At 34.6% G+C, this 17,687-nt stretch carries 12 protein-coding genes; 3 read left to right on the forward strand and 9 right to left on the reverse strand.

Annotated elements, in window-relative coordinates; all coding sequences use genetic code 11:
- Positions 1-4: 4 nt before the first annotated feature.
- The 8 genes from A9G08_RS10540 to A9G08_RS10575 all read right to left on the reverse strand — a co-directional run bounded on the left by A9G08_RS10540 (position 5) and on the right by A9G08_RS10575 (position 11,556).
- Positions 5-1,123, reverse strand: a complete 1,119-nt coding sequence (locus tag A9G08_RS10540) for a glycoside hydrolase family 172 protein (RefSeq protein WP_065563661.1) — start codon at positions 1,121-1,123, stop codon at positions 5-7.
- Between the two features lie 58 nt (positions 1,124-1,181).
- Positions 1,182-2,426, reverse strand: coding sequence for an oligosaccharide MFS transporter (locus A9G08_RS10545; RefSeq protein WP_065563662.1), 1,245 nt, complete (start codon positions 2,424-2,426; stop codon positions 1,182-1,184).
- A gap of 323 nt (positions 2,427-2,749) precedes the next feature.
- A complete protein-coding gene (locus A9G08_RS10550) occupies positions 2,750-4,072 on the reverse strand; it encodes a glycoside hydrolase family 28 protein (protein WP_065563663.1) in 1,323 nt (440 codons plus the stop codon).
- A gap of 99 nt (positions 4,073-4,171) precedes the next feature.
- Positions 4,172-5,686, reverse strand: coding sequence for an MFS transporter (locus A9G08_RS10555; protein ID WP_065563664.1), 1,515 nt, complete (start codon positions 5,684-5,686; stop codon positions 4,172-4,174).
- A 90-nt stretch (positions 5,687-5,776) separates the two neighbouring features.
- Positions 5,777-7,276 (reverse strand): UxaA family hydrolase, encoded by a 1,500-nt coding sequence (locus A9G08_RS10560; RefSeq protein ID WP_065563755.1) that lies wholly within the window; start codon positions 7,274-7,276, stop codon positions 5,777-5,779.
- 13 nt (positions 7,277-7,289) lie between these two features.
- On the reverse strand, positions 7,290-8,753 hold the full coding sequence (locus A9G08_RS10565; RefSeq protein WP_065563665.1) for a tagaturonate reductase: 1,464 nt from the start codon (positions 8,751-8,753) through the stop codon (positions 7,290-7,292).
- 48 nt (positions 8,754-8,801) lie between these two features.
- Positions 8,802-10,214 carry a glucuronate isomerase gene (gene uxaC / locus A9G08_RS10570; protein WP_065563666.1) on the reverse strand — a complete coding sequence of 471 codons (1,413 nt, stop codon included), beginning with the start codon at positions 10,212-10,214 and terminating at the stop codon, positions 8,802-8,804.
- Positions 10,215-10,290: 76 nt separating this feature from the next.
- On the reverse strand, positions 10,291-11,556 hold the full coding sequence (locus A9G08_RS10575) for an MFS transporter (protein WP_065563667.1): 1,266 nt from the start codon (positions 11,554-11,556) through the stop codon (positions 10,291-10,293).
- 243 nt (positions 11,557-11,799) lie between these two features.
- On the opposite strand from A9G08_RS10575, the gene exuR reads away from it, so the two are divergent.
- Positions 11,800-12,573, forward strand: a complete 774-nt coding sequence (exuR, locus tag A9G08_RS10580) for a transcriptional regulator ExuR (protein WP_065563668.1) — start codon at positions 11,800-11,802, stop codon at positions 12,571-12,573.
- Between the two features lie 85 nt (positions 12,574-12,658).
- On the opposite strand, the gene lolA is transcribed toward exuR, so the two are convergent.
- A complete protein-coding gene (gene lolA / locus A9G08_RS10585) occupies positions 12,659-13,252 on the reverse strand; it encodes an outer membrane lipoprotein chaperone LolA (RefSeq protein WP_065563669.1) in 594 nt (197 codons plus the stop codon).
- 168 nt (positions 13,253-13,420) lie between these two features.
- Between lolA and A9G08_RS10590 the strand changes: the two genes are divergently transcribed.
- Both A9G08_RS10590 and nrdA read left to right on the forward strand, forming a co-directional pair.
- Complete coding sequence (locus A9G08_RS10590) at positions 13,421-14,755, forward strand: replication-associated recombination protein A (RefSeq protein WP_065563670.1); 1,335 nt, start codon at positions 13,421-13,423, stop codon at positions 14,753-14,755.
- 578 nt (positions 14,756-15,333) lie between these two features.
- Entirely contained in the window at positions 15,334-17,619 is a 2,286-nt protein-coding gene (gene nrdA / locus A9G08_RS10595; protein ID WP_065563671.1) for a class 1a ribonucleoside-diphosphate reductase subunit alpha, read from the forward strand.
- Positions 17,620-17,687 lie beyond the last annotated feature (68 nt).

Consider the following 17,687-nt stretch of genomic DNA (forward strand, 5'->3'; position numbering starts at 1 on the left):
AATACTAACGTGGAGTACGTTGTTGTTTATTCGGGAACACTGGATTGTGGTTCACCGATGGACTTTGATACCAATAAGCAACACTCGCAATATCATCACAACGTTCATATAGTCTTATATCATCATTACCGATTTGTTGAAACGCTAATTTGATATTTTTGTGAAATGCAATTGGATCTGGAAGATGCCAACGATATAAACCATGTGAAGGCAAACCATCATCACCAAAACCATGTACTGGATTAGAATCTCCAGTTTGGAAAAAGTCACGTGTTGCATCACGGTTTGTTTGATATGGATATCCCATAAACATTGTTTGGAAACATTTCGCTTTTGGACGACCTTGGCTATCACGGTTATGAAATGCCCAAGCTCCACCAAAGTAATCTTCTGAACCAGTTGAATGTTGTGTTGGATAATCGCTATCATCATCAAGATAGAATTTAAACTCCCCTTCTCCCCACCAATAACGCTCTAAAGCTGTAAGAGCTAAGTAAGTACCTACATAATAACCATAACCTTGAACATTATCTAATATGACATAATCTTGTGCATGATTAGTCACACGTTGACGACGCCATTGAGCATGAAAGTAAAGTGGATTTTCAAATGGTTTTGGCATCAACGCATAATTAATAGCAAAGAAGAAATGTTGCAAATCAGCTTCATGTTCATTGTGAATTTCAACTCTAGCTTTTTTATTAAATGGCATTCTAAAATAACTATTAAAACCACCTGTTGGATTAACCACTATTGGCATAGAATTAATATCACATCTCGCACCAAAACCATTACAGAAAAAGTCACCAATAGGACTTTCCACTGAAGGAACAGTTTCATCATCCCAATAAATTCGAATCACAACATCACGTAATACAAAGCTTCCACGATGTGTTTTATCAGTTAAAGTAAACCACATATGACGAATTTCCCCTGGGCCAGTAATTTCAGCAATAGTCACTTTTTCACCAGCAGGAATGGATATAAAACCTTGTCCTTTCCTACATGGACCTAAAGCACTAGCTTTCATACACGATTTACCCTTTTCACCAGTCAAATTTTCAGGTGAAATAGTTCTTGTTTGTTCGAAGTGAAACTGTGTTACTGAATCAAATATATTCATTTTGCGTCCTTAATAAGTTTTAACAAATATTATTAATTAAAATATAAATTTCGTTTGCTTAATTACTTTCATTTTCAATTTTGTCTGACTTTCTATCACGACTTAAGAAGGCCATAGCAAATATCATGAAGCCTAAAACAACTAAGCCTAAATAATTAAACGTAGTAGCAGCACCTTCAGTGTCATAAAAATTACCGACAAAGGTAGAAAATAATATTACGCCTACTGAACCGGCTACTTGATAACCGATCAAAAACACTGTAGCTGACAAGCGTGCATTGAAATTGTTATCAATATATTTAAACACTGAGACTAAAATAGTTGAGATCTCTAAACAGTGCATAAGTTTGATTACGGAAATAATTGCAATACTTTCAACATGACCTGTTAAAAATATTCGAGTTGCAGAGATAAATGCAGCAAAGATTAATGCATTTTTTGCACCAACTTTGTTAACCACAAATGGCACACAAAACATAACAGCTGCTTCTAAAAAGACTTGAAATGAATTCAAAATACCATATAAGCGATAACCATCATTTACATCGGTAAACTGCTGAGTAAAAAAGACAGGGAATAATTGTTGGTCATAAATGTTGTACAAGCTATAAGTACCAAGTACATAAACAACAAATATCCAAAACTTTTTCAGTCCAAAGACTGAAACAATTTCATTAAAACTTAGTTTATCTTTCTTCTGAAATACTGCTGCCGATGATTTACTTAAATCTGGTTTGAAATTCAAATTGAGTATCATAAAACAGATACCGACCACTGAAGCAGCCCAAAAGTTAAGATGAGGATTGATACTAATTAAAATACCAGCGATAAAGGTACCCACTGCGTAAGCAATACAACCCCAAGTCCGGCATTGTCCAAATTCAAAATCGAAAGCACGGCTGATTTTTTCACAGTAAGAATCGATCAAGCCCATACCGGCAACCCAACCAAAACCTAAGAAGAAACTGCCAAAGATAACACCAACATAAAAATTATGTCTTAAAAGTGGCTCGTAAACATAGATTAATGCAGGTGCAGCACATGTTATGATGACACTTTGAAACCAAATTAGATGTTTTTTTAAGACTAATTTATCTTGATAAACACCATAAATAATCATGATAATTAACGAAATAAAATAGTTAAAAGAATAGATAATACCAGTCTGTTTTGCTGTTAAACCAATCTCTTTACTAAGCCATATTGCATAAAAAGAAAAAACAAAACTACCCGCCGCGTAATACATAATGCTATAAAACGAAGCAAACCAATAAGTTGGTTTTTTATAAAATGCACTTGTCATAATTTATCCTATAAAGAGTTAAGCACTGTTTTGAGTATGAATAGCTAAAAATTTAGCTTTAACGGCTTTATTAGATAAATGTGATCTACATCAAAATTATTTTGTTTTCGAGAAAGAGAAAAGAAAATTGTCAGGAATGCAAATAATAAGAATAAACAGTATTAAAAGATTGAAGATAAAAAATTGAATGAAGAAATCATACTTAATTAAAACAAAAAATTTTTACATTCAAGAATATTAATAGCAAGATATAATGGTAAAGCTAATAAAAATTTAAAAAATAACCGTTACCAATACGGCAACGGTTATTTTAAATATCATATTTAACTTTTCAAGCTTATTAACTTACCGTCTTGCTTAACAAAAGACTGATTAATATGTACCTCTTCACTATTTTTTACACATAGTGGATCAGTCACAATATTATCAATAATGACATTATTAAATAAAACACTTTGTGCATTCTCAATAAAGAACCCTTTACCAGCCTCCGGTTTGACATCTTTAAACATATCAACCTCGCCTGCTTGAGCATTTTGTTGCATTGAAACACGGATATTATCAAAAGAGATATTAGAAATAGGAGATTCTGGAATACCATATAAAAAGCCGGCATAAGCACGAACATTTTTAGCAATAATGTTTGAAAAGCTAATATTGTGGCATGCTGGTGTAAACTCATTAACGGGTAGAGCATCTTTATTCCAAACAATTGGATCATTTCCTTTTGGACCACAATAATAATAGTAGTTCATAACAAATGCCGATAAAACTTCATCCATTACAATATTACTAAATGTGATATCAGAAATAGTTCCTCCTCGACCTCGACGAGTTTTAAATCTTACACCTCGATCGGTTTTTTGGAATACACAATTTGTAATAGTTACATTACGAATGCAACCACTCATCTCACTACCAAGAACCACCGCACCATGACCATGAATCATATTACAATTAGTAATTAAAATATTCTCACATGGACTTTTTTCAGCTGTTTCTTCAGTGCCTGCTTTTATTGCAATACAATCATCGCCAACATCAATATAACAATTTGAAATTCTCACATTACGACAAGATTCAGGGTTAATACCATCGGTATTCGGTGAATCAGCTGGATTAAGAATTGAAATATTATCGACAACGACATTATTTGATTCCATCGGATGAACAGTCCAGCTAGGTGATTGAGTTAGAAAAACTTTTTCAATTGTAACTCGTTCACAAAAATCAAAACCAATTAAATAAGGTCTTGGATATTTAAGATTGCTTCGATCATGACGGAATGTATGCCACCATTTTTGACCATTACCATCAATTTTACCATTTCCAGTTATAACCACATTTTCAATATGTTGGCCGTATATACAAGGCATATACACATCCTGCTTAACCCCTTCCCAACGAGAATTAACAACTGGATAATCTTTAGCATCATCAGAAAATAATAAAGTCGCCCCTTGCTCAATAACAAGCGTTATGTTGCTACAAAGCTTAATTGCCCCAGTAAAATAGGTACCAACAGGAACAATTAGCGTTCCACCACCTAATTGATCAATATGTTGAATTGCTTTTTCAAAAGCTTGAGTATTTATTGATTTTCCGTCACCAATAGCGCCAAAATCTTTTACAGATATAGTCGTCATGAGTTTATCCTTTATATTTTTACAAACATTTTAATTTACTCTAATGTTTGCAGCTTTAGGTTATAGGATCAGCATACTGATCCTGATAAATATTTTGCTTTAATTAGTTGTGGTCTCTTTTTGCTTAAATCCAATGTTATTATTACCGAAACATTTTTCGTAAGCGATGCCAGATAATTCTTCAACCACTTTTCGTGTTTCAGGCGTAACATCTTCCATTTTGCCACCTTGTCGAATACGAGCAACTTCATTGATAATGATGGAATGAGTAGAGTGATCGAGCTTCATTCTCCAAGCAAAGAATGCCCCAATTAATGCCATTCCTACTACGCCGTATAAAATAATACCATTAATAGCATCAATCGCACTTTGTGGCTGTACATGTGATTTCGATTCAAAGCCATAAGCACTTAATATCATACCAAGCACAAAGACAATTGAAGCACGAACTAGTTTACCTGCCATGGTCATTGCTCCTGCATATACCCCTTCACGACGTCGATTAGTTACAACCTCATCTACATCAGCTAAGAATACATATACACTCCAAGGAATATAGTAAACACCACCAGTACCCAAACCAAACCAAATTGTAATCCCCACTACAATCCAAGTGATATGAGGCAGATTAAAGTAATAAATACCGACATAACCAATCATCGATGAAATAACAATGAGTAATGCGATAATAAATGGTTTTTTGAAGCCTTTCTTAGCACAATACATCATAAAAAATGCGGTTGAAACCAGCTGACAAATACTACTTAATGAATTCATTGAAGCAACAAAAGAACGAGGTTCACCTAAACTAAATACGATGAAATAGGTAAATACCGCAGTAAATAACCACTCAGCACCAAATCCGAATAAATACATTCCTAAATGCGTTCTAAAAGTTTTAACACGGAATGTTGATAAGATATCGATAAAAAGCTTTTTAATTGCTTCAAAAAAGCTATGAACAGATTCATCTTTTACTTCTTCTTTAGGTTTTTCCCAACTATTACAATAAAGCAAAATCAAAGCTAACATCATGATAGTGGCATAAGTGATCCCAGTTAACAAAAATGGTGTTGCGGATTCCTTACTATAGAAATAAAAGAATACACCTGGTATTGCTGCACCTAAGAAATTAGCTACTTTACCAAACATTGCTTTTGAACCAGTTAAATAAGTACGTTCTGAAAAGTTAGATGTCATTTCCACAGGTAACGTATTAAATGGAATCATGATGCTGGTATAAATAATCTCAAATAAAATATATGTTACTAAGTAATACCAAAACCCCATACCATCAATCCATAGCATAGGATAAATGACCATTAATGGAATACCAATCAAAATAAAAAATCGACGTCGTCCAAAACGTTGCCCAATTTTAGTTTGATAGAAATTATCTGTAATAAAGCCCATCAATGGATTCAGTATGACATCCAAATAAGTAGCGATCGAAAAAATTAATGCAGCTTGCACCACACTTAATCCACAAAAAGTGGTATAAAAATAGAGTAGCCAAGCGCCACTAATTGCTAATGCACCACTACCAATTAAATTACCACTGCCGTATGAAAATCTTACTAACCATGTAATTTTATTATTTTTTTCCTTACTCATAAAAGATACCTATAATATTTAAAAAAAACGGTCCCTCGCATCAAGTCCCGAAGGACTTAATGACGTGGATATTTATTCTTGGATTTTTATCTATAGAGTTACACCACTTTTCAATATGGCTAAATTTCTAAAGTTGTTAATTTCGTTTCGTGTTTGTTTCCCGTTAGCAATAAGAACGATATAGTCAATAAACTCTATCAACAAAGATTGCATGGAGACTCCTTGTATCAGTTTACCGGCATTAAAATCGATCCAATTGGCTTTTTTCTCAGCTAATTGTGTATTAGTTGCAATTTTGACTGTTGGCACAATGCCGCCGTATGGAGTGCCTCTTCCTGTAGTGAAAAGCACCATATGACATCCAGCTGCTGATAAAGCACCAGTAGCTACTGCATCATTACCAGGTGCGCTTAGTAAATTTAATCCATGTCTAGTTAACATTTCACCGTATTTAAGAACATCAATAACTTCACTACCACCCGCTTTTTGCGTACAACCTAAAGATTTCTCCTCTAAAGTTGTAATGCCACCAGCCTTATTCCCAGGAGAAGGGTTTTCATAGATTGGTTGATTATTTGAAATAAAATATTGTTTAAAATCATTGATCATGTGTACAGTCTTGTCGAAAGTCGACTCATCAATACAATGTGACATCAAAATGTTCTCAGCACCAAACATTTCTGGTACTTCAGTAAGAACACTCGTTCCACCATGAGCAATAACATAATCAGAAAACAGACCAAGCATTGGATTAGCTGTAATACCTGAAAAACCATCAGAACCACCACACTCCAATCCAAATTTCAATTCACTTAAATGCCCTACTTCACGTTTATCCTGCTTCATAATGGCATAAAGTTCTCTTAAATGAGCCAATGCTGATTCAACTTCATCGGTTTCTTGCTGAGCGATTAAAAATCTAACTCGAGATTCATCATATTCACCTAAACTAGCCTTAAATTCTGAAACCTGATTATTTTCACAACCAAGTCCGATGACCAATACAGCACCAGCATTAGGATGTTTGACTAAATTTTGTAAAATAGTTTTAGTATTTTGATGATCTTGTCCAAGCTGAGAACAGCCATAAGGATGTTCAAGTACAGTTATACCATCAATTTCTAATTGATTATTTAACTCATCACAAAACTGTTTAACAATTTGTTCTGCTATCCCGTTTATACAAGTTACAGTTGGAATAATCCAGAGTTCATTACGGATACCAACTTCACCATTTTTACGTCGATAAATTTGTACTTCCTTATCGGTAATCTCATGCAATAGATCATTTTTCGATAAAGTAGGTTGATATTTGTAATCATTAATATCACTTAAATTGGTTTTTAAATTATGAGAATGAATATGCTCTCCAGCTTTAATTAAGCGAGTAGCATGACCAATTGGTAAGCCATATTTAATAATATTTTCATCTTGGTCGATATCGATAAGTGCAAATTTATGCCCTTGTTTAATAGGCTCTTTTAGATCAATTACCTGTCCATCAACAACGATATTTTCTTCATGTGCTTCTAAATCAGATAATGCCACACCGACATTATCTTTATTGTTTATTTTTATATATTTAACCATTGAATCACTCATGTTATTTGCTACCATTAACACATTTTTCAATTGCTTGACGCATTCCCTCTTCGGTTATGACGGTTAAATATTGTGTTAACGTTTGTGCTAATTGAGGAATAGCTAATAGATCATGCTCCCAATGAGCCGTGTCACCTAAAACAACTTTGATTAAATCCTCTAATGAACTTTTCCCTTCTGCAATGGCTGTCCAACTATTACTGAAGCGTTCTAACCAGATTGCATCATCTAGTAACGGATAACTTTGTCCATTACGCACACCACGATAAAATGCGATCAATGCAGCAAAAGAGAACACCAAATGTTTAGGCAATGTTCCTTTTTCTTTCTGATAATTAATTAATTGAGGAAGAATACGTGTTTTAAACTTAGTCATACTGTTTAAAGCAATTGACATCAACTGATGTTCAATAAATGGATTTTTAAAACGACTAATAACTGATTGAGCAAAATCAACCAATTCTTGATGAGGTAAATCTAAAACAGGGATAATTTCATCAAAAATGGTTTCTTTTATATAAGATAAAATCTGAGCGTCATTCATTGATTCGCCAACAGTATCAATACCTGATAAATAAGCAACAGGAACTAATGCAGTATGAGCACCATTTAAAATAGCTACTTTACGCTCTTTATACGGTTTAATATCATCAACAATTTTGATGTTCATATTGCATTTATCAAGGCATAATTTTTCAGCTAGCCATTGCGGTCCTTGAATAACAAATAGATAAAAATATTCCGCTGAATCAATAAAGTTATCTTTATAACCTAATTCAGTCTCAAGCTCAGCGATTTGTGCTTTTGGGTATCCTGGAACAATTCTATCTACTAAAGTTGAGCAGAATAAATTATCATTTTCAAGCCAATTGATAAATTGGTCTGACAAGTTCCACTGATTCGCATATTTAAGTACTAATTTTTTAAGTGCATCGCCGTTATAATCAATTAATTCACAAGGAATAATAATCAAACCACTTTCTTTACTGCCGGCAAAGTGAACAAATCTTTCATATAAAAATGCAGTCAATTTTGCTGGATAACTCGTTGCAGGTTTATCTGTTAATTTGTCACTTTCAACATAACTAATACCAGCTTCGGTAGTATTTGAAAAAATAAACTGAATATTCGGATCTTTAGCTAACTCAAGATATTCATCATATTGAGTATATACATTGATTTCGTTATTAACGGAACGAATCAATCTAAACTCTTTCACTGTTTCATTTTGTTCATTTAAACCACGAACAAGCGTTGTATACAACCCATCTTGAATACTTAATGATGGTGGGAAGTCCGTATTTAACGGACGAACCACAACAATACCAGCATCAAGATCAGTTTTTTCATTAAGAATATCTAACTGCCAATCTAAAAATGCACGTAAAAAATTACCTTCGCCAAACTGAACAACACGTGTCGTATATTTTGCACCCGGAAAATCATTTCTGTTTAATGTTTTCATTACTCTAACTCTTCTTTAATTAATCTAATCACAACGACTTAATGCTTTTTAGCTTAGTTCAATACCAAAATAGTTTTTAGCATTATCAAAACTAATATTTTTAACCATTTGACCTAATAATTGGATATCACGTGGTGCTTCGCCATCTTCAACCCAACGCCCAATCATTCGACATAAAATACGTCTAAAATATTCATGACGAGTGTAAGATAAGAAACTACGACTATCGGTTAACATACCAACAAAACGGCTTAATAATCCAAGTTGAGCAAGCTGTGTCATTTGACGAATCATGCCGTCTTTTTGATCATTAAACCACCAGCCTGAACCAAATTGCATTTTTCCTTGAATACCTGCTCCTTGGAAGTTACCAATCATCGTACCAAGAATTTCATTATCAGAAGGGTTTAAACAATACAAAATCGTTTTTGGCAATGCATCTTGTTTTGCTTGAGCATCTAATAGACGAGAAAGTGGTTGAGCAATAGGTGAATCATTAATAGAATCGAACCCAACATCAGGCCCCATTAAATTAAACATTCTTGAATTATTATTACGCAATGCACCTATATGATATTGTTGAACCCATTCACGTTTGTTGTATTCAACACCTAAGAAAATAAGTACAGCAGTTTTAAATTGAGCAACTTCTTTAGCTGTTAAAACTTCGCCAGATAAACGTTTAGTTAAAATGGTATCTAACTCTTTTTCAGTAGCTTCTTCATAAACAACTGTATCTAATGCATGGTCAGAAATCTTACAACCATGAGCAGCAAAATGATCCATACGTTTTGATAAAGCCTGACAAAGCGCTTGGAATGTTGAAATTTCAACATCGGCTACTGCAGAAAGTTTTTCCATATATGCCGCAAAGAATTCTGAATCAATATTGAATGCTTTATCTGGACGCCAGCTTGGTAAAACTTTAACATCAAATGAACTATCTTCTGCAATAGTTTTATGATGAGCTAAATCATCAATAGGATCATCTGTTGTACCTGCCATCTTAACATTCATTTTTTTCATGATGCTACGAGCTGTAAACTCTGGAGTCGCTAACATCTCATTACAAGTATTCCAAATTTGCTCTGCTGTAGAAGGAGATAATAGAACGTTATCAATACCGAAAGGACGACGAAGCTCTAAATGAGTCCAATGATATAAAGGATTACCAATAGTATGAGGAACAGTTTCTGCCCAAGCCTTGAATTTGTCTAAATCACTAATATCAGTACCAGTACAGAATTTTTCTGCAACACCATTGGTACGCATTGCACGCCATTTATAATGATCACCTTTTAACCAAATATCATATAAATTCTTGAATTGATAATCTTTAGCAATTTGTTCCGGTGGTAAATGGCAGTGATAATCAAAAATTGGCTGATCAGCAGCAAAATCATGATAAAGCTGACGAGAAAATTCGGTATCTAGTAAAAAGTTTTCAGTTAAAAAACTCATTTTATTCTCCATAAATAGTAGTTAACTATTAAAAGATTACAGGAAAATACATCCTGTAATCTTATTAATTTATTGATTAATTTTGATCTGATGATGGTTCTTTCAAAATAGTCCAAACCGCTAAGGCAGCTAAAAGATCTAAACAAGATAAAATTACAAATAAAGGACAAAAGCCAACAGTATCAGCAAGTGCACCAACAATAAGTGCAAAAATAGTACTAGCTAGCCATGCAGCCATGCCGGTAAATCCATTCGCTGTTGCCACTTCATTACGGCCAAATACATCAGACGATAAAGTAATTAATGCTCCTGATAATGCTTGGTGAGCAAAACCACCAATACAGAATAAAAAGATAGCAACATAAGGACTTGAAAATAGACCTATCAGACCAGGTGCAATCATAAGCACACCACCAACCGTCACTACCATTTTTCTTGAATTAATTAAGCTTACTTTAAAATGTTTTTGGAAAAATGGTGACATATAACCACCAAGAACACATCCAACATCAGCAAAAAGCATTGGCATCCAAGCAAAAATAGCGATTTGTTTTAAATCAAAACCATAAGCCGTAAACATAAATAACGGAATCCACGCATTAAAGGTACCCCATGCAGGCTCTGCTAAAAATCTTGGTAGAGCAATTCCCCAAAAACGGCGGCTAGTTAAAATTTTACTTGCTGGTAATTTTTCATTATTTGAAGTTTGATGACTCGCTTCTTGACCAGATAAAATATATTTTTTTTCTTCTTCAGAAAGACGTTTCTGTTTTGTAGGGTGACGATAAAGAATTAACCAAAAAATTCCCCAAATAAAACTTAATAAACCACACAATATAAATGCCCATTGCCAGCTATGGAACCAAATTGCCCATGCAACTAATGGTGGTGCGATCATGGCGCCCACTGATGAACCTAAATTAAACCAACCAACCGCGATCGACCTTTCTTTTGCCGGAAACCATTCACTAGTCGCTTTAAGTCCCGCAGGGATCATTGCTGCTTCTGTTGCACCAACAGCACCTCGAGCAAAAGCCAGTCCGATCCAACTACCTGAAAATGCGGTACTAACACAAAATACTGACCACAAAATAGCAAAAACCGCATATCCCGCTCTCGTGCCTAACAAGTCCAAAATATATCCGGCAACTGGTTGCATTATGGTATAACAAGCTGAGTACGAAGCTACCACATATGAATATTGCTGCGTTGTTAATCCCATTACTTCATTAAGAACCGGGGCGGCTACCGCAATCGAATTTCGCGTAAGATAACCAAGAATTGTCCCTACGGTGACTAATGCTATCATATACCATCGTAGGTTTTTTATCGTTTTGTACATCTTTAATTGCTCCTAAATATATAGATATTTTGGCGCATAATAACATGCCTGACAACTAAAAAAGTTGACATACATCACAAAAATGAACTATATCCCTAATAATTAAAGGGATATTTTTTAAACTAAAAAGTTTGTAACTAAAAAATTTAATTAAAAAAATTGGAACAACATTATTTAATTTGTAGCAATTAGATGTTATTTTAAAAGTCTAAAAAAACTTAAAGGATTTATGCAAAATTCATCATGACCCAAGAACAGCACGAGTATCAAAGACTTTATCAAGTTATCGCAACTGAACTTAAAAACCGAATTATTGACGGCATTTATCCAGTAGGAAGCAAATTACCATCTGAAAGATTGATATGTGAAGAACTAAAAGTAAGTCGTTCAGTTGTCCGTGAAGCTATTATTATGCTTGAAGTTGAAGGTTATGTTGATGCAAGAAAAGGCTCTGGAATTCATGTTATAGCTAATAGTTTACAGACCAATATTCTAACTTCACCAAAAGGATTAAATTTTTCTACGACAGGGCCTTTTGAATTATTGCAAGCCCGCCAACTTATTGAAAGTAACATTGCCGAATTTGCAGCAACACAAATTACTAAAGACGACATCGTCAAATTATTAGAAATTCAACATAATGCTAAAAAAGAAGATCATTATCGTGATTCTGATTGGGATCTAAAATTCCATACACAGATTGCCATGATCACACGGAATACCGCTTTAATTACCATCGTTCAAGAAGCTTGGCAGCAAAGAACATTAAACCCATTATGGAAAAAACTTCATGAACATGTACAACAACAAGACATTGAAAGCTGGTGGGATGAACATGACAAAATATTAGATGCGCTAATTAATCGTGATCCCAAAGCGGCTAAGTTAGCCATGTGGCAACATCTAGAAAACACCAAAAAAATGTTATTTGATGCTGCTAGCGAAGATTTTGAAACAAAACGAGATCACTATCTATTTTCAGATAACCCCGTTATTAGTATTAATGAAAATGAGTAGATTCTATTAAAGGCAATACACTTTGCGCCATTGCGCAAAGTGTATTAATTCGCAAAAGTTAAATAATTAACTATTGTTTAAACCATTAACGCTGATCATCAACCGTTACTCCAGCTGGTGGAGTAAACTTAAACTTATCAAGTGCTACCTTACCTAGGGTTTGACGAGATAAATCATAAAAACTACGCTGACCATCTTCCTCGATAATCGTAAAATTTGAAATCATCCCAGTAGGCAAAACAGAAATAACAAAATCTTGGTTAGAACCATCAGTTGGTTTCAATGTAAAAGAGTCTTGTTTACGTGTAACAGTATATGCATTCCAAATAGGATTATGACTATCCGTAATCAAAAGCATTAAACGATTATCCACCGATTTTTTTAAGCTCATTACACTAACTTGTTCAACAGCTGGAGTATAGACCCACATGTTACGCCCATCTGAAATGATTGACGTCTCGTCTGGCTCAGTCATTGTCCAATTAAAGTAATAAGGCCTTGTTACCCACAAATCACCTTTACCTTGTTGAACTGGTTGTTTATCGGCTGTTTTCACATCTTGTGAAAATCGAGCATAAAACCCATCAATTTTAGCTAATCGCTCTTGCAACACCTCTTTATCACCAGCCCATGCTGCACAGCTTGTCATTAACCCAATTAAAATTAAAAACTTCTTCATTACCAATCCTTATGCATTTTGTTTAATACAATAAATTAAACAATCATTTTAATTTAGTTCAAAATATTACCGTTTTTCTGTTAGCTGTGAAAGATATTTTCTTTTCTTTTTCACTTATCAGTTAAGCAGTATATAATAACTGTATTTTGTAAATTTGGATGGTGTAGCATGCCTAGTCTCTCTTTTGAATTTGGGTCAGATGAATTTAAACCTTTAGCGGCAAGGATGCGTCCACGTAATTTATCTGAATATATAGGTCAAAGCCAACTACTTGGTAAAGATAAACCCCTGCCTAAAGCAATTGAAGCAGGTCATTTACATTCTATGATCCTTTGGGGACCACCTGGAACCGGCAAAACCACTTTAGCAGAAATTATTGCGCATCATGCTAATGCCAAAGTAGAACGAATTTCAGCAGTAACTTCAGGGATTAAAGATATTCGCGAAGCGATTGAACGCGCCAAAATTAATCAACAATCCGGAGTAAGAACCATTTTATTTGTTGATGAAGTTCATCGTTTTAATAAAAGCCAACAAGATGCTTTTTTACCTTATGTCGAAAATGGTACAGTAACCTTTATTGGTGCTACCACAGAAAACCCCTCTTTTGAGTTAAATTCAGCACTACTATCCCGTGCCAGAGTCTATCTGCTTAAATCATTAACTAATGAAGATATTGAGCAAATTTTACAACAAGCGATGGATGATCCGGAACGTGGTTATGGCAACCAAAAAATTACGCTACTTGAGGAAACCAGAAAACAGATTGCCGAATTTGTTGGTGGTGATGCAAGACGCGCACTCAACACGCTTGAATTGCTGGTTGATATGTCTGATGGAAAACCATTAACGCCTGAATTACTAAAAGAAGTCATCGGCGAACGTAGTGCAAGATTTGATAATCAAGGTGACCGTTATTATGACCTAATCTCGGCGGTTCATAAATCAATTAGAGGATCTGCACCTGATGCAGCACTTTATTGGTATGCAAGAATCATTTCCGCCGGTGGAGATCCGCTATATGTCGCTCGTCGATTATTGGCTATTGCATCAGAAGATATCGGTAATGCCGACCCAAGAGCAATGCAAGTCGCTTTAGCAGCATGGGACTGTTTTACTCGAGTTGGACCAGCAGAAGGCGAACGAGCTATCGCACAAGCAATTGTTTACCTAGCATGTGCACCTAAAAGTAATGCGGTTTATCTTGCATTTAACCAAGCGATGAAAGATGCAACATCCAAACCTGACTATGATGTTCCAGAACACCTACGCAATGCGCCAACCAGTTTAATGAAAAATTTAGGTTATGGCGCACAATATCGTTATGCACATGATGAACCTAATGCCTATGCAGCAGGTGAAAACTACTTCCCACCAGAAATGGCCGACAGCAAATATTACCACCCAACACAACGGGGTGCTGAGAAAAATTACTCGGAGAAACTGGCTTGGTTGGAAGCACAAAATAAAGCTAGCACAAATCAGCGCTACAAAAAGAATTAGATTGAATATATTAATAGTTACCAAAAGTTCTTGCTCAAGCAAACATGTTGACTGATATTAAATTGATCAAACTAAATCATGCATGTTTAAACAAAGTTTTTGGTAAAGTTGTATATACCTAAAAAATTGATTCACTGATAGGTAAATGAGAGATCCTTAGCAAAGGCTTATCCTAGTTCTTGAGCATATTTAATTAAAATTATATTTGAGAGATAGCATTATAAAAGCAAATCTCAAGATAAAAATGAATAATATATTGCTAAATATATAGCTCAATAAACGAAATAGATTCATATTTATGATATGAATTTCGAGTTGTAATTATAGATAGGTAGATCTTATCATTCCCCAATATCTCATTTAGTAAGTAACTACCTATCATTGCCTTTTTTGACAAAAAAAGTTCATATTTCTAAATATCACCCGTAGTCATTGATTTTCGTCAATAAATTAAAGATCACCGCTTATTAAATACACTATATATAGTAATAAAATGATTAATAGGCACTATATATTGTATATTTTGATAAATATCAATTATTATAATCACCATTAAAAACCACAAAAATGGATGGAAAATGAATAAATCAATACTAGTCACAAAACGTGATGGAAAAAAAGAACCAATAAATCTAGACAAAATCCATAAAGTTATTACATGGGCTGCTGAAGGATTAGATAATGTTTCGGTTTCTCAAGTTGAATTACGTTCACATATTCAGTTTTATGATGGTATTCGCACTTCCGACATTCATGAAACAATCATTCGTGCAGCAGCAGATCTCATCTCTCAAGATGCACCAGATTACCAATACTTAGCTGCTCGATTAGCGATATTCCATTTACGTAAAAAAGCCTATAACCAATTTACCCCCCCACCGCTTTATGAACATGTAAAAAAACTTGTTGCCAGCGAACGTTATGACAAGCATCTTCTTGAAGATTATAGCCAAGAAGAGTTTGAACAAATGGATAAAATTATCGATCACTGGCGTGACATGAACTTCTCTTATGCAGCGGTTAAACAACTTGAAGGTAAATATTTAGTTCAAAATCGAGTGACTGGGGAAATTTATGAAAGCGCCCAATTCCTATATATTTTAGTGGCAGCATGTCTGTTTGCAAATTACCCTAAAAATACTCGACTAGATTATATCAAACGCTTTTATGATGCCGTTTCGACATTTAAAATCTCACTACCCACACCAATCATGGCTGGTGTCCGTACTCCAACTCGTCAATTTAGTTCTTGTGTACTAATTGAATGTGATGACAGTTTAGATTCCATCAATGCTACCGCAAGTGCTATCGTAAAATATGTTTCTCAACGAGCTGGTATCGGTATTAACGCGGGTCGAATTCGGGCATTAGGTAGCTCTATTCGTGGTGGCGAAGCATTCCATACTGGTTGTATCCCATTTTATAAGTATTTCCAAACCGCGGTTAAATCTTGTTCACAAGGTGGTGTTCGTGGTGGTGCGGCTACCGTATTTTATCCAATTTGGCATTTAGAAGTTGAAAGTTTATTAGTATTACGTAACAACCGTGGTGTTGAAGAAAACCGTGTTCGACATCTGGATTATGGTGTACAAATCAATAAATTAATGTATCAACGCCTCATTAAAAATGAAAACATTACACTATTTAGCCCATCAGATGTACCGGGGCTTTACGATGCGTTTTTCGCCGATCAAGAGAAATTTGAAACGCTTTATCATCAATATGAACAAGATGTTAATATCAGAAAACGCGTAGTAAAAGCGGTAGAACTCTTCTCATTATTAATGCAAGAACGCGCATCGACTGGTCGAATTTATATACAAAACGTTGATCACTGTAATACGCATAGCCCGTTTAATGCACAACTTGCGCCGGTACATCAATCTAATTTATGTATGGAAATTGCGTTACCAACCAAACCACTTAATAATGTCAATGACGATAAAGGCGAAATCGCACTTTGCACCCTATCTGCCTTCAATTTAGGTAAAATCGAATCGCTTGACGATTTTGAAGAACTTGCCGACTTAACTGTTCGAGCCCTTGATGCATTACTTGATTATCAAGATTATCCTGTTCCTGCGGCTAAAAACGCATCACTTAATCGCCGTACGCTTGGTATTGGTGTGATTAATTATGCTTATTATTTAGCAAAACATGGCGTTAAATATTCTGACGGCAGTGCTAATAATTTAACGCATCGTACTTTTGAAGCGATGCAATATTATCTATTAAAAGCATCGAATAACTTAGCCAAAGAAAAAGGCGCATGCCCACTATTTAATGAGACGACTTATTCACAAGGGATCTTACCTATTGATACCTATAAACAAGATCTCGATACAATCACTAAAGAACCACTACATTATGATTGGGAATCTTTACGTGAATCAATAAAAACTCATGGTTTACGTAATTCAACTTTATCAGCATTAATGCCTTCTGAAACATCATCCCAAATCTCCAATGCCACTAACGGTATTGAACCTCCACGTGGTTATATCAGCATTAAAGCGTCCAAAGATGGCATCTTAAAACAAGTTGTACCTGAATATAATAAATTAAAAGATTTATATGAATTACTTTGGCAAATTCCAAATAATACAGGTTATCTGCATTTAGTAGGCATTATGCAGAAGTTCATTGACCAATCAATTTCGGCAAATACTAATTACGATCCAACCAAATTTCCGAATGACAAAGTACCAATGAAACAACTTTTAGCTGATTTACTAACAGCTTATAAATACGGTGTAAAAACCCTTTATTATCATAATACACGTGATGGTGCTGAAGATATTCAAGGTGATATTGAACTCACATCAAGTGATGATGGTTGTGAAGGCGGAGCATGTAAAATTTAATTGCCCTGTTTAGCACTATAACAAAAGTATAGGGTAACGATAAGTTATCCTTACTATTCCTACTTTTT

This window comes from Gilliamella sp. wkB195, assembly GCF_001690445.1.
Classification (GTDB): domain Bacteria; phylum Pseudomonadota; class Gammaproteobacteria; order Enterobacterales; family Orbaceae; genus Gilliamella; species Gilliamella apicola_E.

What these genes read in the sequence shown, in the direction of transcription:
- A9G08_RS10575 (WP_065563667.1), bottom strand. Translation starts at nt 11,556, where the DNA reads ATGTACAAAACGATAAAAAACCTACGATGGTATATGATAGCATTAGTC.
- A9G08_RS10560 (WP_065563755.1), bottom strand. Translation starts at nt 7,276, where the DNA reads ATGGTTAAATATATAAAAATAAACAATAAAGATAATGTCGGTGTGGCA.
- A9G08_RS10555 (WP_065563664.1), bottom strand. Translation starts at nt 5,686, where the DNA reads ATGAGTAAGGAAAAAAATAATAAAATTACATGGTTAGTAAGATTTTCA.
- uxaC (WP_065563666.1), bottom strand. Translation starts at nt 10,214, where the DNA reads ATGAGTTTTTTAACTGAAAACTTTTTACTAGATACCGAATTTTCTCGT.
- lolA (WP_065563669.1), bottom strand. Translation starts at nt 13,252, where the DNA reads ATGAAGAAGTTTTTAATTTTAATTGGGTTAATGACAAGCTGTGCAGCA.
- A9G08_RS10540 (WP_065563661.1), bottom strand. Translation starts at nt 1,123, where the DNA reads ATGAATATATTTGATTCAGTAACACAGTTTCACTTCGAACAAACAAGA.
- A9G08_RS10565 (WP_065563665.1), bottom strand. Translation starts at nt 8,753, where the DNA reads ATGAAAACATTAAACAGAAATGATTTTCCGGGTGCAAAATATACGACA.
- A9G08_RS10550 (WP_065563663.1), bottom strand. Translation starts at nt 4,072, where the DNA reads ATGACGACTATATCTGTAAAAGATTTTGGCGCTATTGGTGACGGAAAA.
- nrdA (WP_065563671.1), top strand. Translation starts at nt 15,334, where the DNA reads ATGAATAAATCAATACTAGTCACAAAACGTGATGGAAAAAAAGAACCA.
- A9G08_RS10590 (WP_065563670.1), top strand. Translation starts at nt 13,421, where the DNA reads ATGCCTAGTCTCTCTTTTGAATTTGGGTCAGATGAATTTAAACCTTTA.
- A9G08_RS10545 (WP_065563662.1), bottom strand. Translation starts at nt 2,426, where the DNA reads ATGACAAGTGCATTTTATAAAAAACCAACTTATTGGTTTGCTTCGTTT.
- exuR (WP_065563668.1), top strand. Translation starts at nt 11,800, where the DNA reads ATGACCCAAGAACAGCACGAGTATCAAAGACTTTATCAAGTTATCGCA.